Raw genomic sequence first — 19,976 nt, forward strand, 5'->3', positions numbered from 1 at the left:
AGGCGCACAGAAATGGTTGCGAAGGCGAACGGATTGCCCGAAACGATACACAGGGCACCTGATCCGCGAAACATGCTCGGAAAGAAGGGAACACCCATATGAGGCGTACCACCCGGTACCTGATCGGACTGGTCGCCGCGGTTGCGCTGATCTCGGGATTGACGACGGGGGTCGCGGCGGCCGAGCCGGCACCGAGCCCCAAGACAATCGGTCCGGGGGCGGGTCTGATCTTCGTCAACGAGTACGGCAAAGGGAAATGCACCCTCGGCGCAGCAGGCACCGATGCCGCCGGGCGCAAGGTCGGCATCACCGCGGGCCACTGCCGGATCGAGGAGAAGGTCGACCCGCAAGACATCTGCAAGACGATCAAATCCGACCCAGTGAAGGAACCCTGGTATCAACCCAAGTTCTGGGGACCGGCCGAAGGCGTGCACGTCCTCGGCAACGAGTACCCGGTCTGGGACTGGCGAGACATCCTGGACAACACCTGGGACGCCGCCGCCGAGAACTTCGGACTGCTCCCGGCCCGTATGGAGGCTGCCCCCATCGGCTGGATCCGCTGGGTCAGCAAGGGCAGCAACGACTGCAGCGTCTCCACCACAACCGATTACATGGTCATCGAGTTCGCGCCGCACGTCCAGCTCACCAGCAGGGTGACGGACAAAGTCGGCAACGGGGTGCGCAGCACACTGGGTGGGCGTCCGTTCACGATCAACTCGATCCACAGCGACTCCGAAGGGCGGCCGGCACTCCCGTTGCCCATTCTCGACTACGTCGAGACCTTCGGCGCGATGTCCGACCGAAAGCCCGGGACCCTCTTCCCACCCGAGGAGACCTTCGCGCAGGCGCCCAGCTACGGGCTGGTCACCGGGGTCGACAACGGTCTCATCCGGTCGTACGCGGGCTTCCGCAAGGGCGACTCAGGCGGACCCGCCGTCATTCGCGGCACCAGCAGGTGGGTTGGGATCATCAGCCGAATCGACGTCAACAATGCCCCGTTTGTCATCACCTCGGCCAAGAACATCCTGGCCGACCTGAACCCGCGGAACATCACCGGCAGCGGCTTCACTCCGGTGGATGACGAGAGCACCGCGCCACCCGAGTACCCCGCCTGCTCTGGCTCACTGTGCTGACTCGAACTGTCGCCTGAGGCGAGCCACACCGAAGACCCGAGAGCCCCGCGATCCACGCCGGATCGCGGGGCTTTCGCCTATGTCTTCGCCGCGACGTCCGCCTCGCCCGAGAGCGCAGGGGTGTCCCGGGTCAGGGTTCGGCCGAGGAAGAAGTCCGGCTGACGCAGCCGCATGACCAGCATCAGCACCGCGCCCAGCAGCAGCACACCGAAGCCCATGAAGAACACCAGGCCGATGCCGCCGATCGACGCGCCGCTGCCGTTGTCCGGGTTCATGCTCTCCCCCACCGAGATCACGAACACCGTCGCCAGCATGATGCCGCCGATGAGCGGGAACAGGAACTTGAACACGACGTTCCTGGCACTGGTGAAGAGCTCGTGCCGGAAGTACCAGACGCATGCGAACGCCGTGATGCCGTAGTACCAGCAGATCATGATCCCCAGCGCGGCAATGGTGTCCAGCAACGCCCGCTCCGACAGCAACGAGACGACCGTGTAGAACACCCCCGTCACCACGCCCGCCACCACCGTCGCATAAGTAGGGACAAGGAACCGCGGGTTCACCTCTGCGAGCTTGCGCGGAAACGCCCCGTACGCGCCCATCGCCAGCATCGTCCGGGCGGCGGGGAGGAACGTCGTCTGCAGGCTGGCGATCGAAGAGGCGAACACGGCCAGGAACAGCAGCAGGCCCGCCCAGTGGCCGAGCACCGGTTCGGCCAGCGCACCGAAGACGTTCTCGGAGTTGTCCGGATTGCCGAGACCGAGACCGTCCTCGCCCACCCCCGCGTACATCATCACCGCGACGGCCACCAGCAGGTAGGTCACCAGGATCGACACGACGCACAACAGTCCCGCCCGGCCGGGGGTCTTCGTCGGATCCTTCGACTCCTCGCCGAGGGTGAGGCAGGTGTCCCATCCCCAGAAGGCGAAGATCGAGCCGGTCACCCCCACTACGAACGCGCCGAGCGCGAGCCCGGTGAACGGGTTGAACCAGGACGGATCGAACTCCAGACCGGCGGGCGCCGAACCCGAGGCCACCCGCACGAACGCGGTGATCACGAAGACCAGGAGCACCACCATCTGAAAGCCGACCAGCACGAACTGGATTCGCTGACTGGTGGTGATGCCTCGGCCCGATATCCAAGTCGCTATCGCGAGGAAGGCGAGGGTGGTGGCGATGTTCACGGCCTTGTGGTCTGCCAGGTCCCCGATCGACGGTTGGTCGAAGACGCGGGCCAGGAACAGGTAGAAGAACTCCACCGCGATCGCGGCCAGGTTGGAGAGCACGATGATGGTGGCCATCACCATGCCCCACCCGCACATCCAGCCCACGTACGGCCCGAATGCCTTGGTTGACCAGGTGAACGACGCACCGCAGTCGGGCGATTCCGCATTGAGCTCCCGGTACGCGTACGCGGTGAGGAACATCGGGATGAAGCCGGCGATGAAGATGGCGGGCATCTTCAGGCCCACCGCGGCCACGATCAGGCCGATGCTCGCGGTGAGGGTGTACCCGGGTGCCACACAGGAGATCCCGATGACCGCCCCCGAGAAGGTGCCGATCTTGCCCGGCGCCAGCCCCTTGGAGACCAGGCCACCCGACGCGGGACGATCCGCTTGACCGGTCATGGTCGTCAGACCTCCTCTTTCGGCACGACGATCATCGGAACCGGAACCACCCGGAGCATCTTGGACACCGTCGATCCGAGGAAGAGGTGACGCGGGCGGGCAAGGCGGCTGGAACCGACCATGATCAGATCCCCGTCGCTCCACTCCAACTTGCTCACCGCCGATTCGACGTTCGCACCGTCCGCGATCTCCGACTCGACCGCGATGTCCTCGGGCAGACCGGATCTCGCGGACTCGAGGACCTCGGCCGCGTGCGCGATGGCCCGTTGGCGGGCCGACTCCGGTGTGTCCGAGCGCATGCGACGGGACATGTCGAGTGGCACAAGGGACACCAGCCGCAGCGGGGCCATCGCCCGCCTGCTCACCCCCACCGCCTCGCGCAACAGCAGACCGGCCCCCGCGCGGGTGCCGAGCGCGCAGGTGACGCTGCGGATCTTCTCCGCGGTCGAATGCCTCATGCCCCGTGGTGCGAGCGCCATCGACAGGTGCGCACAGTGCAACAGTTCGCCGGTGACCGAGCCGATCGAGTGCCGCCCAAGCAGTCCGTCCCCTGAGGCCCCGATGACGATCATCTCCGCGTCGAGTTCGTCGGCGATGTCGAGCAACCCCTGGGCGAAGGACTCGTTGGAGCGCAGGTGGGTCCGAACGACGACGTCGTCGGGAACGGTGGCTCGCGCCTCCACCAGCCATTCCACCGCCTGATCGGAGAGCAACTCCTCGTAGGCCGAGTCGACGGGGATCCTCGTCGGCACCGGCTCCTCGTCGGGTAGCACCAGGCAGATGTCGATCTCGGCGCCGAGGCTGCGGGCCAGCAGAACGCCGAGCGCGAGACCGTCCGCGCCGCTGGGAGTTGCGAGATACCCCACTACCAATCGCATGTCGGCCAACCAATCGTCGGTGAGCGGTCAGGAACTTCAGCGGTCCACGATCACGTCTCCCCCTCGGGATGGCAGCAGTGGTCCTCCGCGTCGGCGTGACAGTCCTTCGCGGGCGTCGGTGCCACGTCCAGTGCCGGGTTGCGATCGAAGAAGCCGACCGGCTTGAGCCAGAAGCTCACCGTGTCCGCAGGCATCACCGGCCAGTCCTCGGGCCTGGTGATGTGGTGGATCCCGAAGACGTACCAGAGCACGACGTCGGTGTTCTCGATGGATCGGTTCGCCTTGGTCCACTCGGGTAATCCGTGGTCGACGCCGCTCTGGTTGACAAACTCGCCCGAGGGCCAACGCTCCTCCAGCTCGTTCGGCGTCACCCAGAGGGTGTGCCCGATCACCTGGCTGCGCTGGAAGATCGGCGATGCCGGATCGAACATCGAGGGGAACGCCCCTCCTGGGACCAGCTTGTACGCGGGCGCGGTTCCGAGGCCGTTGGTGGTGTTGTCGTTGACCACCTTCCAGGCTCGCTGGGACTGCCAGTCGAAATCCTGCTTGCCCTGTTCCTCGGTGCGCAGCGGGGTGTTGCGCTGCCGCAGCGACAGCCCGTACGGATTGTCCGGGCCCATCGGGACCATCTCGGTCTCGGTGGCGTACACCGTGTTCTCGGTGCCGTCGATGTCGAGGTCCATCCGGGCGACCAGGAAGTGCTGGTGGTAGGGCGCATAGGTGCGCTCGTCCACGAGCGTGCCGTGCGGGTGCGTTGCTCCCTCGTCGAAGTGGCTGACCACCATGATTCCCGTTGCGCGGACCTCACATTCGATGTTGCCGTCCTGGTAGAAGCGCCAGTAGGTGAGGTACTCGTAGTTCGCCACGGTGACGTGGAAGGAGACCGTGAGCCTGCGCATCCGGCGCACCTGCGTACCGTCGTGGTCGACGTGCTTCCAGAGGACCGCGTTGTCCTCCTCGTGGATGCAGATCGCGTTCTTGATCGTGTACGGCTCCCCCTTGCTGTTGTGCAGCACCGCGTCGAGGTACCGGATCTCCCCGAGGCAGTCGCAGCCCAGCTCGAGCGAGGTGGTCATGAACCCGATACCCCACTCACCGATGTCGAAGGCGGTGCGGCGGTAGTGGTCCTCGCAGTGGTCCCGGTACGGCACGACCATCTCCGCGAACGAGAGCCGGTTGGCGATCGGCCGCTCGCGGCCGTTGTCGTCGTAGGTGATCGCGTGCAGGGTCATCCCCTCGCGGTAGTTGAAACCCACCCGCAGCGACCAGTTCTGCCAGGTCAGCTTGTTGCCCTCGAGGGTGAACGAGGGTCCGTCCGGCTGGGTGATCTCCAGCGGCAGGAGCGGCTCGCGGGTACTGGCGTTCCTGATCCGCTCCGGGATGTGCCGCGGCACGTACTCCCCCATGATCTCCGGCCGGTACACGGAGAACGTGTCCTCGATCTCCAGCAGCTCCATGCTGTTGACGTCGATCACACAGTGGAAGCCGTTGACCGGTCCCGCATAGGGATTCGCACCCTCGGCGGCCTTGACCCAGGTGTCCGACCAGCCGAGCCTGCGGCCCTTGTACTTGTCGGGGATGACGGCCTCGCCGTAGGTCCAGGTGTCCATGAACACCAGGCTCATGTCCGTGATCCCCCGCTTCGCCAGCGCCGCCACGACATCCGGGTGGTTGCGCAGGACCTCGTCGCATTCCTCCCACTCGTCGACAGTGAAGTTCGCCTGCACCCCGGGAACATGTCGCCACGTCAGCACCGAGTCCGCGGTGAGCGAGACCAGGGCCTTGTAGGTCTTGTTCTCGGCCCGCTCGAAACACACCACGTGCGCGCGGCGATCGGGTGCCGTCCCGTCCGCGTCGAACGCGGCGATCTCGGCCTTCGGCGGCTCGGCGAGTTCGATCGAGGCGTACCGCCAGCCCGGTCCGACCCCGTGCTCGCGGGCGAGTACCGCCGCGACCGCGGCGAACTCGTCGGACGCGAGCGGGTCGAGCGGATGAGAGTTGTCAGCCACGGTTGCTCCCTGCCAGAGATCGGATGATTGCTTCGAGCACGTCGAGGGCCTCGCCGAGCAGTTCCTCGCCGATCACCAGCGGCGGGAGCAGCCGGATCACGTTGCCGTAGGTACCGCAGGTGAGCACGATGACGCCCTGCTCGAGCGCCTGTGCCGCAATGGCCTTGGTGATGTCCGGGTCCGGCTCGGTACCGCCCGGGCGGACGAACTCCATCGCCTGCATGGCCCCGCGGCCCCGCACCTCGCCGATCACCCGCACGTCGGACGCCAGCGCGCGCAGTCGGCGCTGCGCCAGTTCCCCGATCTGCCGGGCCCGCCCCGCCAGGTCCAGCTGGCGCATCGACTCGATCGAGGCCAGCGCGGCCGCGCAGGCGATCGGGTTGCCGCCGTAGGTGCCGCCGAGCCCGCCGGGATGCACCGCATCGAGCAACTCGGCCCTGCCGGTGATCGCGGCGAGCGGCAGGCCGCCCGCGATGCCCTTGGCCATCGTGATGATGTCCGGCACGATGGTCTCGTCCTCGCTGGCGAACCAGGTACCGGTGCGGGCGAAGCCGGTCTGCACCTCGTCGGCGATGAAGACGACCCCGTTCGAGTGTGCCCATTCGACCAGTGCGGGCAGGAATCCCGGTGCGGGCACGATGAACCCGCCCTCGCCCTGGATCGGTTCGATGATGATCGCGGCCACCGTGTCGGCCCCGATCTGCTTCTCGATCTGACCGATGACCCGGCGCGCCGACTCGTCGCCGCTGCGTCCGGCCTCGTCGCGGAACGGATACGACATCGGCATCCGGTAGATCTCCGGGGCGAACGGACCGAAGTTCGCCTTGTAGGGCATCGCCTTGGCGGTCAATGCCATCGTCAGGTTCGTGCGTCCGTGGTAGGCGTGGTCGAAGGCGATGACGGCGTTCCTGCCGGTTGCCAGCCTCGCCACCTTGACCGCGTTCTCGACCGCCTCGGCGCCGGAGTTGAACAGCACCGAACGCTTCTCGTGGGTACCAGGGGTCAGCGCGGCCAGTTCCTCGGCGACCCGGACGTATCCCTCGTACGGGGTGACCATGAAACACGTGTGCGCGAAATGCGCGGCCTGCTCGGAGACCGCCTGCGCGACCGCAGGGTTGGAGGCGCCGACACTGGTGACCGCGATGCCCGCCCCCAGATCGATGAGCGAGTTCCCGTCCACGTCGACCAGCACGCCGCCGTCGGCGTCCGCCGCGTAGACGGGAACGCTCGACCCGACCCCCGCCGCCACCGAGGCCTTCCTGCGCGCGGTGAGGGCCTGCGATCTCGGACCGGGGAGCGGCGTGCGGAGCGTCCGTTCCTGCGGCAGTCGGTACCGGAGTGCGTCCATGGCGGCAGTCCTCGAGTGTGCGGAGTGGGTGCGATTCGCACTCAGTCGTGGGAACTCATGACGTGCTTGAGCCGGGTGTAGTCCTCGACTCCGTAGGACGAGAGATCCTTGCCGTAGCCGGAGTACTTGAAGCCACCGTGCGGCATCTCCGCCACGAGCGGGATGTGGCAGTTCACCCACACCGCCCCGAAATCGAGTGCGGCGGACATCCGCTGAACCGTTCCGTGGTCCCTCGTCCACACGCTCGAGGCGAGGCCGTACCGGACATCGTTGGCGAGTTCGACAGCCTGTTCCTCGTCGGTGAAGGACTGGACGGTCAGCACCGGGCCGAACGTCTCCTCCTGCACGATGTCGTCGTCCTGCCGCACGCCGGTGACGATGGTCGGTTCGAGGAAGAAGCCCTGCTCCCCCAGTCGCTTTCCCCCTGTGACGATCCTCGCGTGTGCGGGCAACGCCGCGATCTTTCCGGTCACCGCCGTGAAGTGGTTGACGTTGTTGAGCGGTCCGTAGAAGGTGTCCGGGTCGGTGGGAAGGCCGGTCTTGAGGCCCTTCGCCTTTGCCACGAGCGCGTCCACGAACTCGTCGTGGATCGCCTCGTGCACCAGCACCCTCGTCACCGCCGTGCAGTCTTGGCCTGCGTTGAAGAAGGCCGCCTCCGCGATCCCACCCGCGGCCTTGTCGACGTCGACGTCGGCGAACACCACCGCGGGTGCCTTGCCGCCGAGTTCGAGGTGGGCGCGTTTGACCTGCTTGGCCGCCGACACCGCCACCGCGATGCCCGCGCGGACGGATCCGGTGATCGAGACCAGTCCGAGGTCCGGGTGCTCGACGAGAGTCGCGCCGGTGCCGCCGTTGCCCAGCACGACGTTCAGCACGCCGTCGGGCAGGATCCCCTTCGTGAGCCGGGCGAGCACCAGCGTGCTCTCGGGGGTGGTGTCGCTCGGCTTGAGCACCACCGTGTTCCCGGCGGCGAGCGCAGGCCCGACCTTCCAGATCGCCATCATGAACGGGTAGTTCCACGGTGTCACCTGACCGACCACGCCGATCGGCTCACGCCGGACGTATGAGGTGAACCCGTCCATGTACTCACCCGCCGACTTGCCCTCGAGCATGCGGGCCGCGCCCGCGAAGAACCGGAGCTGATCGGCCCCGACCTTCACCTCCTCTGCCGCGATGACCGCCTTCGGCTGGCCGGTATTGCGGCACTGGGCGTCGACGAGCTCGTCGCTGTGCGCCTCGATCGCATCGGCGAGCGCGAGCAGCGCGGCCTGCCGGACGCCAGGAGTGGTCCGCCCCCACGACTTGAAGGCCTCCCTGGCCGCGGCAACGGCGGCGTCGATGTCGGCCTTGGTGGAGATCGGCGCCCTGGCGACCACCGTCTCGTCCACCGGATTCACCACTTCGATCGAATCCGTTGCCGTGGAGGCGACGAAGCGACCGTTGACGTAGTTCTCGAGTAGTTCGACTGCCATGGATTCCCACACCTCCGGAGGCGGTTGCGAGTTCACGAGCTGGGACAAGTGTGCGCCTCATCACCGCGTCCGCGCAGGCGTACCGGTCCGGACCGACGAAGCCGTCCTCGGTCGTCACGACGTGGGTTGCCCTCTGCCCGTTCACCTTCGGTGAGCACGCGGGGTTTCGTGCCGGCGGCGCACCCTCGCCGGCAGTTATGACAGGAGCCCGTTCGGGCATCAGATGCCGCCTCCTGCGTCCCATCAGAGTAGACGGGATCGCACTGCTCAGAGGCGGTTTCGGCACATAACGTCGCCGGCCTGGATCGCGATCGTGGGCATCTGGAGGATGGCCATTCGGGCAAGTCGGCGGTTATCATTCGAAGCGATGTTCCGGACGGTCTTAGACCAGATCGGGGCCGTCTCCTTGGAATGAGAGGAGCCCCCAAGTGAAACTTCACAAAGGCACGACGCTCTCCGTATTGGTCATCGCGACGATGGGGTTCGGCGCCGGTACTTCCTACGCCGCACCGCCACCCCCGGATGACACGACCATCACCTCCCAGGCACCCGAGACCCCGGATCCGCTGACCGGAGTGCTCGAACCCCACGAGGTCTACAGCCAGGAGGCCTACGACAACCTGGTCACGCAGTTCGAGATCGGCTGGATGGGTGGCGGAAACATCAACGCGAACATCGGGGCCGGCGTCGGAGCCGTGGTCGGCTGCGTCCTGTTCCTGTTCGTGGGTTGCATCCCCGGGGCCGTGATCGGGGGCGCGGCAGGCGCCATCAGCGGGTCGAGCAACGCGAATCCCGCTTTGGCACCCGCTTTCTTCGACTTCGTGCGGACCCTCCCCTGACCCCGACCCTCGGCCCGACTCACGCCCTGTCTACGTGAGGTAGCGGTAGGCAGGCGAGCCGGGCTCGAGCTGCTCGACGTGCACACCGGAATCGTGCATACGCTCCAGCAGCGGGGGCAACCCCTCGGCCGCGCCGAGCTCGATGCCCACCAGCGCCTCACCTGTCTCGCGGTTGTTCCGCTTGACGTATTCGAAGAGGGTGATGTCGTCCTCAGGACCTAGCACCTCGTCGAGGAACCGGCGCAGCGAACCCGGCTCCTGCGGGAAGTCCACAAGAAAATAATGCTTGAGCCCGAGATGAACCAGCGAACGCTCGAGGATCTCGCCGTAGCGCGAGACGTCGTTGTTGCCGCCCGAGATCAGGCAGACGACCGTGCTCCCCGGCTTGACCTTCACCAGTTCCAGTGCCGCCACCGACAGCGCACCCGACGGTTCGGCGATGATGCCCTCGTTCTGGTAGAGGCCGAGCAACGCCGTGCAGACCGCTCCCTCGTCCGCGTGGATCATCGCGAAGGTACCTTCGCCCGCGATGCCCGAACGCGGCTGGGCCATCAGCGGAAGCGAGCCGTGCGAGACGACGCCCGCACCGAGCGCTGACATCACCTCCAACGGCAGGTCGCCGATCCGCCGGACCGCGGTGCCGTCGACGAACGGGTCGATCTCGGGCAGCGTCACCGGCGCGCCCGCGACCAGTGCCGCCGTCATCGATGCCGCGCCGCTCGGCTCGACGCCGACGATCGCGGTGTGCGGCGAGCGCTCGTGCAGGTACGTGGCCATGCCCGCGATCAACCCACCGCCGCCGACCGGGACGATCACCGTGCCCGGCTCCTCGCCGAGCTGTTCCACGATCTCGGCGGCGATGGTCCCCTGACCGGCGGCGGTCCGCGGATCGTCGAAGGGCGGCACCATCGTCGCGCCGGTCCGCGCGACGTCGTCCTTGGCCGCCGCCGCTGCGGCGTCGTAGGTCTTGCCGACGGCGATCAACTCGACGAACGAACCGCCGTGCGCCTTGATCCGGTCGCGCTTCTGTCGCGGCGTGTTCGCGGGCACGTAGATCCGGCCGCGGATCTGCATCGTCCTGCAGGCGTAGGCCACGCCTTGGGCGTGATTGCCTGCGCTGGCGCACACCACGCCCGACTCCCGCTCCTGCGGGGTGAGCTGGACCATCAGGTTGTAGGCACCACGCAGCTTGAACGACCGGACGACCTGCAGGTCCTCGCGCTTGAGGTACACCTTCGCGCCGGTTGCCGCCGACAGCCGGTCGCTGAACTGGAGCGGGGTCACCGCAACGACGTCCGAAATTCGCCTCTGGGCAGCATCGATCTCGTCCGCATCGAGCGGCAGAGTGGCCATCAGGTCGGCGAGTTCCGAGGTTTTCGACACCTCAATATGCTGCCACCTACGCCCGCGGCCGGGCGACCCGCCCCGGCATCTCAGCCACGGGGGTCGAACTGCGAGGGCCTCGGGATGTTCCGCAGATTGGACTTCGCCATCTGCACGGCCTCACCGACACCGCCGTTCATCACCATCTTCGACATCGCGAGGGCGAAGCCCTTGACCTGGCCGCCGGTGATCGTCGGCGGCAACGACAGCGCATTCGGATCCGTCACGAGGTCGACCAACGCCGGCCCGGGATGCGCCAGGGCCTCCCGCAATCCGGTCTCGATGTCGCCCGGGTCCTCGATCCGCCGGGAGAAGATGCCGAGGGCGTTCGCCACGGCGGCGTAGTCGACCGCGGGCACGTCCACGCCGAAGTCCGGCAGCCCGTCGACCAGCATCTCGAGCTTGACCATCCCGAGGGTCGAATTGTTGAACACCACGATCTTGACCGGGATCCGGAACGACGCGACGGTCACGAGCTCGCCGAGCAGCATCGACAACCCGCCGTCGCCGGACACCGAGATCACCTGCCGGTCCGGCGCGGCGAGCTGCGCGCCGATCGCGTGCGGCAGCGCGTTGGCCATCGAGCCGTGCAACGCCGACGACAGGAATCGCCGCGACCCGTTCGGGTTCAGATAGCGCGCGGTCCAGACGTTGCACATCCCGGTGTCGGCCGTGAACACCGCATCCTCGGCCGCGAGGTCGTCGAGGATCGACGCCGCGTACTCCGGATGGATCGGCGTGCGCTGCTTGACCGGGCTCGTGTACGCCCCGACCACCTTTTCCATCAGGGTGCGGTGCCGATCGAGCGACTGATCGAGGAACGCCCGGTCGGTCTTGCGGTGCACCAGCGGGTTCAGCGCCCGCAACGTGCTGACGGTGTCGCCGTGCACCGCGAGATCGAGGCTCGTGCGCCTGCCCAGCCTCTCCCTCGCGACGTCGATCTGCGCGGTGCGGACGTCGGCGGGCAGGAACTGGTCGTACGGGAAGTCGGTGCCCACCAGGAGCAGCAGGTCCGCACCGTGCATACCGTCGTGCGCGGCGCCGTAGCCCAGCAGTCCGGTCATGCCGACGTCGAACGGGTTGTCGTACTGGATCCACTCCTTGCCGCGCAGCGTGTGGCCCATCGGCGCGGCAACGGTATCGGCGAGGGCCAGCAGCTCGTCCCTGGCGCCGCGGACACCCATGCCTGCGAAGATCGCGACCCGCTCGGCGCCGTTGATCGCGTCGGCGAGCGCCCGGACGTCGGCGTCGTCGGGCACGACTGCGGGCGGCCGAGTCCCGACCAGCGTTGGCGGGGTGCCCGCGGCCGGATAGTCGGCGATGTCGCCGGGCAGCGTGATCACCGCGACCCCCGATCGCCCCAGCGCGTGCTGCATCGCGGTGTGCACGATCCGCGGCGACTGCGCCGGGGTGCTGATCATCTCCGCGTACTGCGAGCAGTCGACGAACAACCGGTCCGGGTGGGTCTCCTGGAAGTAGCCGGTACCGATCTGGGTGCTCGGGATGTGCGAGGCGATGGCGAGCACCGGCGCCCCCGACCGGTTCGCGTCGTACAGCCCGTTGATCAGGTGCAGGTTGCCCGGCCCGCAGGATCCCGCGCAGACGGCCAGTTCGCCGGTGATCTGCGCTTCGGCCGACGCCGCGAAGGCCGCCGCCTCCTCGTGCCGCACGTGGATCCAGTCGATCCCGCCCGTGCCCGCGCCGCCGGTGCGGCGGACCGCGTCGACGATCGGGTTGAGGCTGTCGCCCACGATTCCGTAGATCCGGCGGACACCCGCGGCGACGAGCTGGGACACGATCTGGTCTGCAACGGTCTCCGCGGCCACGGCGGCCCTCCTGCTACTGCGGGGTGAGCACGAACACGGGGATCTGGCGGTCGGTCTTCTTCTGGTACTCCGCGTAGTCGGGCCAGACCGCGATGGCACGCTCCCACCACACGGCCTTCTCGTCGCCGGTCACCTCGCGCGCGATCATGTCCCGCTTCACGGGGCCGTCCTGCAGTTCGACCTGCGGATTCGCGATGACATTGTGATACCAGACCGGGTGCTTCGGCGCGCCGCCGAGCGAGGCGACGATCGCGTACTCCCCTTCGTGCTCGACGCGCATCAGCGGGGCCTTGCGGAGCTTGCCGGACTTGGCGCCCTTGGTGGTGAGCAAGACCACCGGTTTGCCCTGCATGGTCGTGCCCTCGGTGCCGCCGGAGCTCTCGTACAGCTCGGCCTGATCGGCGGACCACTTCGTCGGGCTGGGCTCGTACTCTCCTGTCAGCGGCATGCCACCAGTGAACACCCGTGGCCACGGCGGCGCAGCCCGACAGGCCGGAGTCCGGTTGGCGAACTCAAGTGTTCGTTGGACCGAACTTCGATCTCCTAGTAACCTGAACTCATGACCACCGCCGACTTCGCAACCACGCCGCACCGCAGCGCGCGCGGCCGTGGCGCCTCGGTGAATCTGGCGGGCACCGACTGGCCGCTGTACAAGCTCGAGGCGCTGGCCGCGGGCCTGCTGGCGTTCGTCGCCCTGCTCGTCATCACCCAGGCGATGCAGCCCGCCGTGCTGGTGGCCGCCGCCGTCACCGTGGTCGTCTGGTGGGCGCGCCGCCTGTACTGGGCCGGCGACCGGATCACGCGGACCGGGCGCTAGCCACCTCCTCCTGGGCCGAGCGCCTGCGCTCGATCCCGTCCAGCAGCACGTCGAGCCCGACCGAGAAGTTCTCGGTCGCCTCGTCCTCCAGATGCGGCGCCCGCCCGCCCTCCAGGAACGCGTCCCGCTCCTCCGCGGCGGCCTCGACCCCCAGCCGCACCAGCATCGGAAAACGTTCGGCGAAGTCCGGCGCGACCTGCTGCAGCAGTGCTGATCGCGTCGACCACCACTGCTCGTCCGACATCCCGGTCGCGTCGGCCGCCCGCCGCGAGTCGGCGACCGCCGCGGCGGCGCCGCGCACGAAGTGGAACAACGCACCGACGATGCGGCGCAGGACCCGGGCGGACAGTCCGGCCTCGAACAGGATCCGCACCAGCGCCTCGAGGACGGCCTGCTCGTCGGGCCCGAGCACCGGGCGCGCATAGGAGACCGCGAGCGTCCAGGGATGCCGAATGTAGAAGGCCCACAGGTCGCGGGCCCACGATGTGACGGCCGGCCGCCACCCCTCCGCGAGGTCGTAGTAGGTCGGCAGTTCACCGTGCGCCCGGTCGTACATCAGGTCAACCAACTCGGCCTTGCTCGGCACGTAGGTGTACAGCGCCATCGCCGTGCGGTCGAGCCGCGCGCCGACCGCACGCATCGACAGCCCCGCCATCCCGGCCTCGTCCGCCACCTCGATCGCCGCCGCGACGATCTCGTCCACGGTCAGCGCGGGCCTCGGACCCGGTGCCGCTCCCACGCCCGGCGCCGACCTCGGGCCGCCTTGGCCCTGCGCGCGCCACAGCAGCGCCATCGATCGGGCTGCATCGCCCTGACCTGCAACTACACTCACCGAGAACAACTCCTTACGTGGTAAGCAATTGCGGAATCATTCCCTTACTACGTAAAGGGGATGGATATCGGCACGCCACGCTGCGGCGCTCCCCGGTCCGGCTCAGCCGGCCAGGCAGCCCGGCCCGAGCAATGCCTTCAGGTCGCCCATCAATGCGGAGGACGGCTCCACCCGCAGGCTGTCGTCCAGCTTGAGGGTGGTGATCCGGTCGCCACTGATCAATCTCAGGTGCACGTCCGAGGTGCCGGGGTGCCTGGTCAGCACCTGCTTGAGCGCGCCGACCTTGTCCTCGGTGCACAGCCGCGTCGGCAGGCTCACGGCCACCGGCTTCGCCACCCCGACCGCGGAGAGGTCGGGCACCGCGAGGTCGTTGCCGATCAGCGACATCCGGTCGTCACGGATCGAGACCCTCGCCTTCACCAGCACGATGGCGTCTTCCGAGATGTCCATGCCGTAGACCGAGTAGGCCTGCGGGAAGAAGAGCACCTCGATACCGCCGACGAGGTCCTCGAGCTGGATGATGGCCCAGGTCAGACCGTTCTTGTTGATCCGCCGGTCCACCGAGGCGATGATGCCGCCGATGGTCACCTGGGCGCCGTCCTTGACCTCCCCCTCGAGGATCGAGGCGATCGAGGTGTCGGACTGCTGCCGGAGGATGTGCTCGACGCCGTTGAGCGGGTGGCCGGAGACGTAGAGCCCCAGCATCTCCCGCTCCAGCGCGAGGCGGTGCTTGGTCTCCCACTCCTCGTCGGGGATCCGGATCGCGAACACCGAGGCGAGCGAGTCGTCCCCGCCGCCGCCCGCATCGCCGAAGAGGTCGAACTGCCCGACCGCCTCGGCCTTCTTGGTGCCCAGCACCGACTCGATGGCGTCGGTGTGGACCAGGAACAACCCCTTGCGCGGGTGCTCGAGCGAATCGAAGGCACCCGCCTTGATCAGCGACTCGGTGACCTTCTTGTTGCAGGCGACCACATCGATCTTGTTGAGGTAGTCGGAGAAATCGGTGAACTTCGACTTCTCCGTGCGCGCCTTGATGATCGAGGCCACCACGTTCGCGCCGACGTTGCGCACCGCGCCCATGCCGAAGCGGATGTCGCTGCCGACCGAGGCGAAGTTGACCTCCGACTCGTTGACGTCCGGCGGCAGCACCGTGATGCCCATCTTCCGGCAGTCGGCCAGGTAGATCGCGGACTTGTCCTTGTCGTCGCCCACCGAGGTGAGCAGGCCCGCCATGTACTCGGCCGGGTAGTTGGCCTTGAGGTACGCCGTCCAGTAGGAGACGAGGCCGTAGCCCGCGGAGTGCGACTTGTTGAACGCGTACCCGGCGAAGGGCAGCACCGTGTCCCACAGCGCCTTGATGGCTTTCGCGCCGAAGCCGTTGGCCAGCATGCCCGCCTCGAAGCCCTCGAACTCGGCCTCGAGCACCGACTGCTTCTTCTTGCCCATGGCGCGGCGCAGGATGTCTGCTCGACCCAGTGAGTAGCCGGCCACCTTCTGGGCCAGCTGCATGATCTGCTCCTGATAGATGATCAGGCCGTAGGTCTCCGAGAGGATGTCCTTGAGCGGCTCCTCCAGCTCGGGGTGAATCGGGCTGACCTCCTCGAGCGCGTTCTTGCGCTTGGCGTAGGAGGTGTGCGCGTTCATGCCCATCGGGCCGGGACGGTAGAGGGCGAGCGCGGCGACGATGTCGCCGAATCCGGTCGGCTGCATCAGCTTCAGCAGCTCCCGCATGCCGCCGCCGTCGAGCTGGAACACCCCGAGGGTGTCGCCGCGAGAGAGCAGCTCGTAGGTCGCCGGATCATCCATCGGGATGGTGTCCAGGTCGAGGTCGATGCCCCGGTTCGCCTTGATGTTCTCGAGCGCGTCACCGATGACCGTCAGGTTCCGCAGACCGAGGAAGTCCATCTTGAGCAGGCCGATGTCCTCACACGACGGGTAGTCCCAGCCGGTGATGATGGCGCCGTCCTGCGCGCGCTTCCACACGGGGATCGCGTCGGTGAGCGGCTCGGACGACATGATCACCGCGCAGGCGTGCACGCCTGCGTTGCGGATCAGGCCCTCGAGCCCCTTCGCGGTCTGGTAGATCTTCGCGACGTCCGGGTTGGAGTCGATCAGCGCCCTGACCTCGGCGGCCTCCTTGTAGCGCTCGTGCTCGGGGTCGGTGATGCCGGAGACCGAGATGTCCTTGGCCATGATCGGCGGCGGCAGCGCCTTGGTGATCTGATCGGCGATGGCGAAACCGGGCTGGCCGAACTGGACGCGGGCCGAGTCCTTGATCGCGGCCTTCGTCTTGATGGTGCCGAACGTGATGACCTGGGCCACCCGATCGCTGCCCCACTTGTCGGTGGCGTAGCGGACCATCTCACCGCGGCGGCGATCATCGAAGTCGATGTCGATATCGGGCATCGAGACGCGCTCGGGGTTGAGGAACCGCTCGAACAGCAGTCCGTACGGGATCGGGTCGATGTTGGTGATGCCCATCGCGTAGGCGACGAGCGAGCCTGCCGCGGAACCTCGGCCGGGGCCGACCCGGATGCCGACGTCCTTGGCGTGGTTGATCAGGTCGCCGACGACGAGGAAGTAGGCCGGGAAACCCATCTCGTTGATGACGTCGATCTCGTAGTCGGCCCGGACCAGGTACTCCTGCGGCGGACCACCGGGGAAACGGCGGTCGAGGCCGGCCAGCACCTCCTTGCGCAGCCAGCTGGCCTGGGTCTCACCGTCGGGCACCGGGAAGATCGGCATCCGGTCGCGGTGCTTCCAGACCTCGTCGTAGGGCTGGATCCGCTCGGCGATCAGCAGCGTCGAATCGCAGGCGCCTGGGACCTCGTCGTCCCAGATCGCGCGCATCTCCTCGGCCGACTTGAGGTAGTAGCCGTCGCCGTCGAACTTGAACCGGGCCGGGTCGCTGAGCGTCTTGCCGGTCTGGATGCAGAGCAGCGCCTCGTGGTTCTCGGCGGCGTCCTTGGTGACGTAGTGACAGTCGTTCGTCGCGAGCGGCGGGATGCCCAGCTTGCGTCCGATGTCGAGCAGGCCCTCGCGCACCCGGCGCTCGATGGACAGCCCGTGGTCCATCAGCTCGAGGAAGAAGTTGTCCTTGCCCCAGATCTCCTGCCACTTCGCGGCGGCCTCGAGGGCCTCGCGATCGTGGCCGAGGCGGAGCCTGGTCTGCACCTCGCCGGAGGGGCAGCCGGTGGTCGCGATGATCCCCTCGTGGTGCTCGGCGATGATCTCCTCGTCCATCCGGGCCCACTTGCCGAGCTGGCCCTCGATCGAGGCGCGGGAGGAGAGCTTGAACAGGTTCCTGACGCCGGTCGCGTTCTCGGCGACCATCGTCATGTGGGTGTAGGCACCGCTACCGGAGACGTCATCGGACTTCTGACTGCGGTCGCCCCACAGGACGCGCTTGGTTTTGAACCGGGACTCCGGCGCGATGTACGCCTCGATGCCGATGATCGGCGTGATGTCGTGCTTCTTCGCCTCGTTGTAGAACTCGCTGGCACCGAACATGTTGCCGTGGTCGGTCATTCCGACCGCGGTCATCCCCAGCCGCTGGGCTTCCTTGAAGAGCGGACCGACCTTGGCCGCACCATCGAGCATCGAATACTCGGTGTGATTGTGCAGATGAACGAACGAGTCAGCCACGCGCGCCTCTCTAGCTCTGGAAGGACTTGGAGCGCCCCGATGCTTCCGGCGCCCTCATCACTAGCGAACCGAGTGTAGGCGCTGGGGCCGACAGCGTCGGTCACCCGCGCCGGGGCCGAGCGCGACGAGCGGTGTGTTAACCACGACCCTCGGCCGCGATCGGCGATACTGACGACGGCGCACCCGAGCACCGCCGAGGAGGGTCTGTGACCACCGACACCGCGAGCGAATCACCCTCCGCCGGCGCGGTGCCCCGCTCGCGATGGCGGCGGCGGATCCTCTGGGTCGTCGGCATCCTCGTCGCCCTCGTCCTGGCCGCGGTCCTCGCCTTCACCGTCACCCCGTGGCCCGGCAGCATGGTCGTCCGCTTCGTGTTCGACCGCGGCGCGGCGAAGACCACCAGTGCCCTCGAGAAGCACGCCCCGCAGGGCATCGCCTCGATCACCGATCAGCAGTACCGCGACGGCGACCCCGACGCCCTGCTCGACGTCTATTTCCCCGAGTCGACGACGGCGCCTTTGCCGGCGGTGATCTGGACCCACGGGGGCGCCTGGATCTCCGGCGACAAGTCGCATTACTCCCCCTACTACCAACTGCTCGCGGAGCGGGGGTTCACGGTCGTCTCCCTCGACTACTCGCTTGGACCGGAGCACACCTATCCGACCGCGGTGCACCAGCTCAACGACGCGCACGCCTATGTCCTCGCGAACGCCGAGCGCCTGCACGTCGATCCGACCCGCATCGTGCTCGCGGGCGACTCGGCAGGAGCGCAGCTCTCCAGCCAGCTGGCCGCCCTCGTCACCGATCCCGGGTACGCGCGCGAACTCGACATCGCTCCCGCGCTGCGCCCCGAGCAGCTGCGCGGGGTCGTGCTCAACTGCGGGATCTACGAGGTCGACAAGATGGCGGGCGGGTCCGGCATCGTCGGCTGGGGCGCGAACCAGGCGCTGTGGGCCTACACCGGCAGCCGCGACTTCGAGGACTCGACGGCAGTCGAGCAGATGTCGACGATGCGCCACGTCACGGCGCAGTTCCCGCCCACCTACATCAGCGGCGGTAACGGGGATCCGCTGACCGACGAGCAGTCCAAGCCGCTGGCGACCGAGCTCGGTGGGCTCGGCGTCGAGGTCACCACGCTGTTCTATCCCGAGGACCACGAGCCGGCGCTGCCGCACGAGTACCAGTTCGACCTGGACAACGAGGACGGTGAGCGTGCGCTGGAGCGGACCGTCGAGTTCCTGAAGGCGCACACCGCGCCGTGACGGTCAGCGCGCCGGGATCAGGACCTCGCGGCGGGACCGACGCACCCGGCGAACCGCGTCGGTGGTGAAGATCAACAGCGCCAGCCAGATCAGCGCGAATCCAGCCCACCGCGTGCCGGGCATGTCCTCGTGCAGCACCGCGACCCCCCACAGCATCTGCAGCGACGGGGTCAGGTACTGGATGATCCCGAGGGCCACCAGCGGCACCCGCTTGGCGGCGGCACCGAACAGCAGCAGGGGCACCGCCGTCACCACGCCCGCGGCCATCAGGAGCACCGTGTGGCCGGCGCCCTTGCCGACGAACGTGCCCGTCCCGGTGACGGAGAGGAAGACCAGATACCCGATCGCGAACGGCGCCGTCACGACGCCCTCGGCGGTGAGGCTGGTCACCGGGTCGAGCGGGACCACCTTCTTGAGCAGCGCGTAGGCACCGAAGCTCAGAGCCAGGACGAGGGCGATCCACGGCGGCCTGCCGTAGTCGAGGGTGAGCACCAGCACCGCGACCGCCGCGAGCGCCAGCGCGGCCGCCTGCCACCGGTTGACCCGCTCCCGGAAGACGATCATCCCGAGCAGCACGCTGACCAGTGGATTGACGAAGTACCCGAGCGCGGTCTCGACCACCCGCCCCGACAGGACGCCGTAGATGTAGGTGCCCCAGTTGACCGAGATCATCAGCGCGGCCCCCGCCACGATCACCGTGGCCTTCGGGGTGAGGGTGCGCAGTCGCGACAGTCTGTGCAGCAGCGCGCCGATCATCAGCATCACCAGCAGGGTCCACAACATGCGGTGCGCGAGGATCTCGACCGCACCGGCCGGGGCGAGCAGCCCGAAGAAGATCGGGAACATCCCCCACATCAGGTGCGCCCCGACGGCCGCCGCGACCCCGAGTTCGCTCTCCGATCTG

15 protein-coding genes are annotated in these 19,976 nt (G+C 67.7%); 4 read left to right on the forward strand and 11 right to left on the reverse strand.

The genetic code is table 11. The features are described from left to right. Positions 1 to 98: 98 nt before the first annotated feature. The gene (locus RM1_RS12215) at positions 99 to 1,133 is read left to right on the forward strand and encodes a hypothetical protein (protein ID WP_072751601.1); all 1,035 of its coding nucleotides are present in this window, start codon (positions 99 to 101) and stop codon (positions 1,131 to 1,133) included. 77 nt (positions 1,134 to 1,210) lie between these two features. Here RM1_RS12215 and RM1_RS12220 read toward each other — a convergent pair whose 3' ends face one another. Genes RM1_RS12220 through RM1_RS12240 form a run of 5 tightly spaced genes read right to left on the reverse strand, consistent with a single transcriptional unit; the run spans position 1,211 to position 8,468 of the window. Continuing rightward, positions 1,211 to 2,761, reverse strand: coding sequence for an APC family permease (locus RM1_RS12220; RefSeq protein WP_072751602.1), 1,551 nt, complete (start codon positions 2,759 to 2,761; stop codon positions 1,211 to 1,213). Positions 2,762 to 2,766: 5 nt separating this feature from the next. Further along, positions 2,767 to 3,639: a universal stress protein gene (locus RM1_RS12225; protein WP_072751603.1), complete on the reverse strand. Its 873-nt coding sequence runs from the start codon at positions 3,637 to 3,639 to the stop codon at positions 2,767 to 2,769. A 50-nt stretch (positions 3,640 to 3,689) separates the two neighbouring features. After that, entirely contained in the window at positions 3,690 to 5,648 is a 1,959-nt protein-coding gene (locus tag RM1_RS12230) for a primary-amine oxidase (RefSeq protein WP_072751604.1), read from the reverse strand. Next, positions 5,641 to 6,996, reverse strand: coding sequence for a 4-aminobutyrate--2-oxoglutarate transaminase (gabT, locus tag RM1_RS12235; RefSeq protein WP_072751605.1), 1,356 nt, complete (start codon positions 6,994 to 6,996; stop codon positions 5,641 to 5,643). The genes RM1_RS12230 and gabT overlap by 8 nt, the downstream gene beginning before the upstream one ends. Before the next feature lie 41 nt (positions 6,997 to 7,037). Next, a complete protein-coding gene (locus RM1_RS12240) occupies positions 7,038 to 8,468 on the reverse strand; it encodes a gamma-aminobutyraldehyde dehydrogenase (RefSeq protein WP_072751606.1) in 1,431 nt (476 codons plus the stop codon). 428 nt (positions 8,469 to 8,896) lie between these two features. Here RM1_RS12240 and RM1_RS12245 point away from each other — a divergent pair, with 428 nt between their 5' ends. Continuing rightward, positions 8,897 to 9,307, forward strand: a complete 411-nt coding sequence (locus tag RM1_RS12245) for a hypothetical protein (protein WP_072751607.1) — start codon at positions 8,897 to 8,899, stop codon at positions 9,305 to 9,307. A gap of 30 nt (positions 9,308 to 9,337) precedes the next feature. Here the strand turns inward: RM1_RS12245 and ilvA are convergent, their stop codons facing one another. The 3 genes from ilvA to RM1_RS12260 form a co-directional block, all read right to left on the reverse strand. Then, positions 9,338 to 10,660 carry a threonine ammonia-lyase IlvA gene (gene ilvA / locus RM1_RS12250; RefSeq protein WP_092667866.1) on the reverse strand — a complete coding sequence of 441 codons (1,323 nt, stop codon included), beginning with the start codon at positions 10,658 to 10,660 and terminating at the stop codon, positions 9,338 to 9,340. Between the two features lie 80 nt (positions 10,661 to 10,740). Beyond that, on the reverse strand, positions 10,741 to 12,516 hold the full coding sequence (locus tag RM1_RS12255; RefSeq protein ID WP_072751609.1) for a pyruvate dehydrogenase: 1,776 nt from the start codon (positions 12,514 to 12,516) through the stop codon (positions 10,741 to 10,743). Between the two features lie 13 nt (positions 12,517 to 12,529). Beyond that, a complete protein-coding gene (locus tag RM1_RS12260) occupies positions 12,530 to 12,964 on the reverse strand; it encodes a nitroreductase family deazaflavin-dependent oxidoreductase (protein WP_072751610.1) in 435 nt (144 codons plus the stop codon). Positions 12,965 to 13,075: 111 nt separating this feature from the next. Between RM1_RS12260 and RM1_RS12265 the strand changes: the two genes are divergently transcribed. Further along, the gene (locus tag RM1_RS12265; RefSeq protein ID WP_072751611.1) at positions 13,076 to 13,333 is read left to right on the forward strand and encodes a hypothetical protein; all 258 of its coding nucleotides are present in this window, start codon (positions 13,076 to 13,078) and stop codon (positions 13,331 to 13,333) included. Here the strand turns inward: RM1_RS12265 and RM1_RS12270 are convergent. After that, positions 13,314 to 14,165 (reverse strand): TetR/AcrR family transcriptional regulator, encoded by an 852-nt coding sequence (locus tag RM1_RS12270; protein ID WP_072751634.1) that lies wholly within the window; start codon positions 14,163 to 14,165, stop codon positions 13,314 to 13,316. The genes RM1_RS12265 and RM1_RS12270 overlap by 20 nt on opposite strands. A gap of 102 nt (positions 14,166 to 14,267) precedes the next feature. Then, a complete protein-coding gene (gene dnaE, locus RM1_RS12275; protein WP_072751612.1) occupies positions 14,268 to 17,810 on the reverse strand; it encodes a DNA polymerase III subunit alpha in 3,543 nt (1,180 codons plus the stop codon). 206 nt (positions 17,811 to 18,016) lie between these two features. Between dnaE and RM1_RS12280 the strand changes: the two genes are divergently transcribed. Then, entirely contained in the window at positions 18,017 to 19,072 is a 1,056-nt protein-coding gene (locus RM1_RS12280) for an alpha/beta hydrolase (protein ID WP_072751613.1), read from the forward strand. Between the two features lie 3 nt (positions 19,073 to 19,075). Here RM1_RS12280 and rarD read toward each other — a convergent pair whose 3' ends face one another. Continuing rightward, positions 19,076 to 19,927: an EamA family transporter RarD gene (gene rarD / locus RM1_RS12285; RefSeq protein ID WP_245816260.1), complete on the reverse strand. Its 852-nt coding sequence runs from the start codon at positions 19,925 to 19,927 to the stop codon at positions 19,076 to 19,078. Positions 19,928 to 19,976 lie beyond the last annotated feature (49 nt).

It is taken from the genome of Rhodococcus maanshanensis NBRC 100610, assembly GCF_001894865.1.
GTDB lineage: Bacteria > Actinomycetota > Actinomycetes > Mycobacteriales > Mycobacteriaceae > Rhodococcus_G > Rhodococcus_G maanshanensis.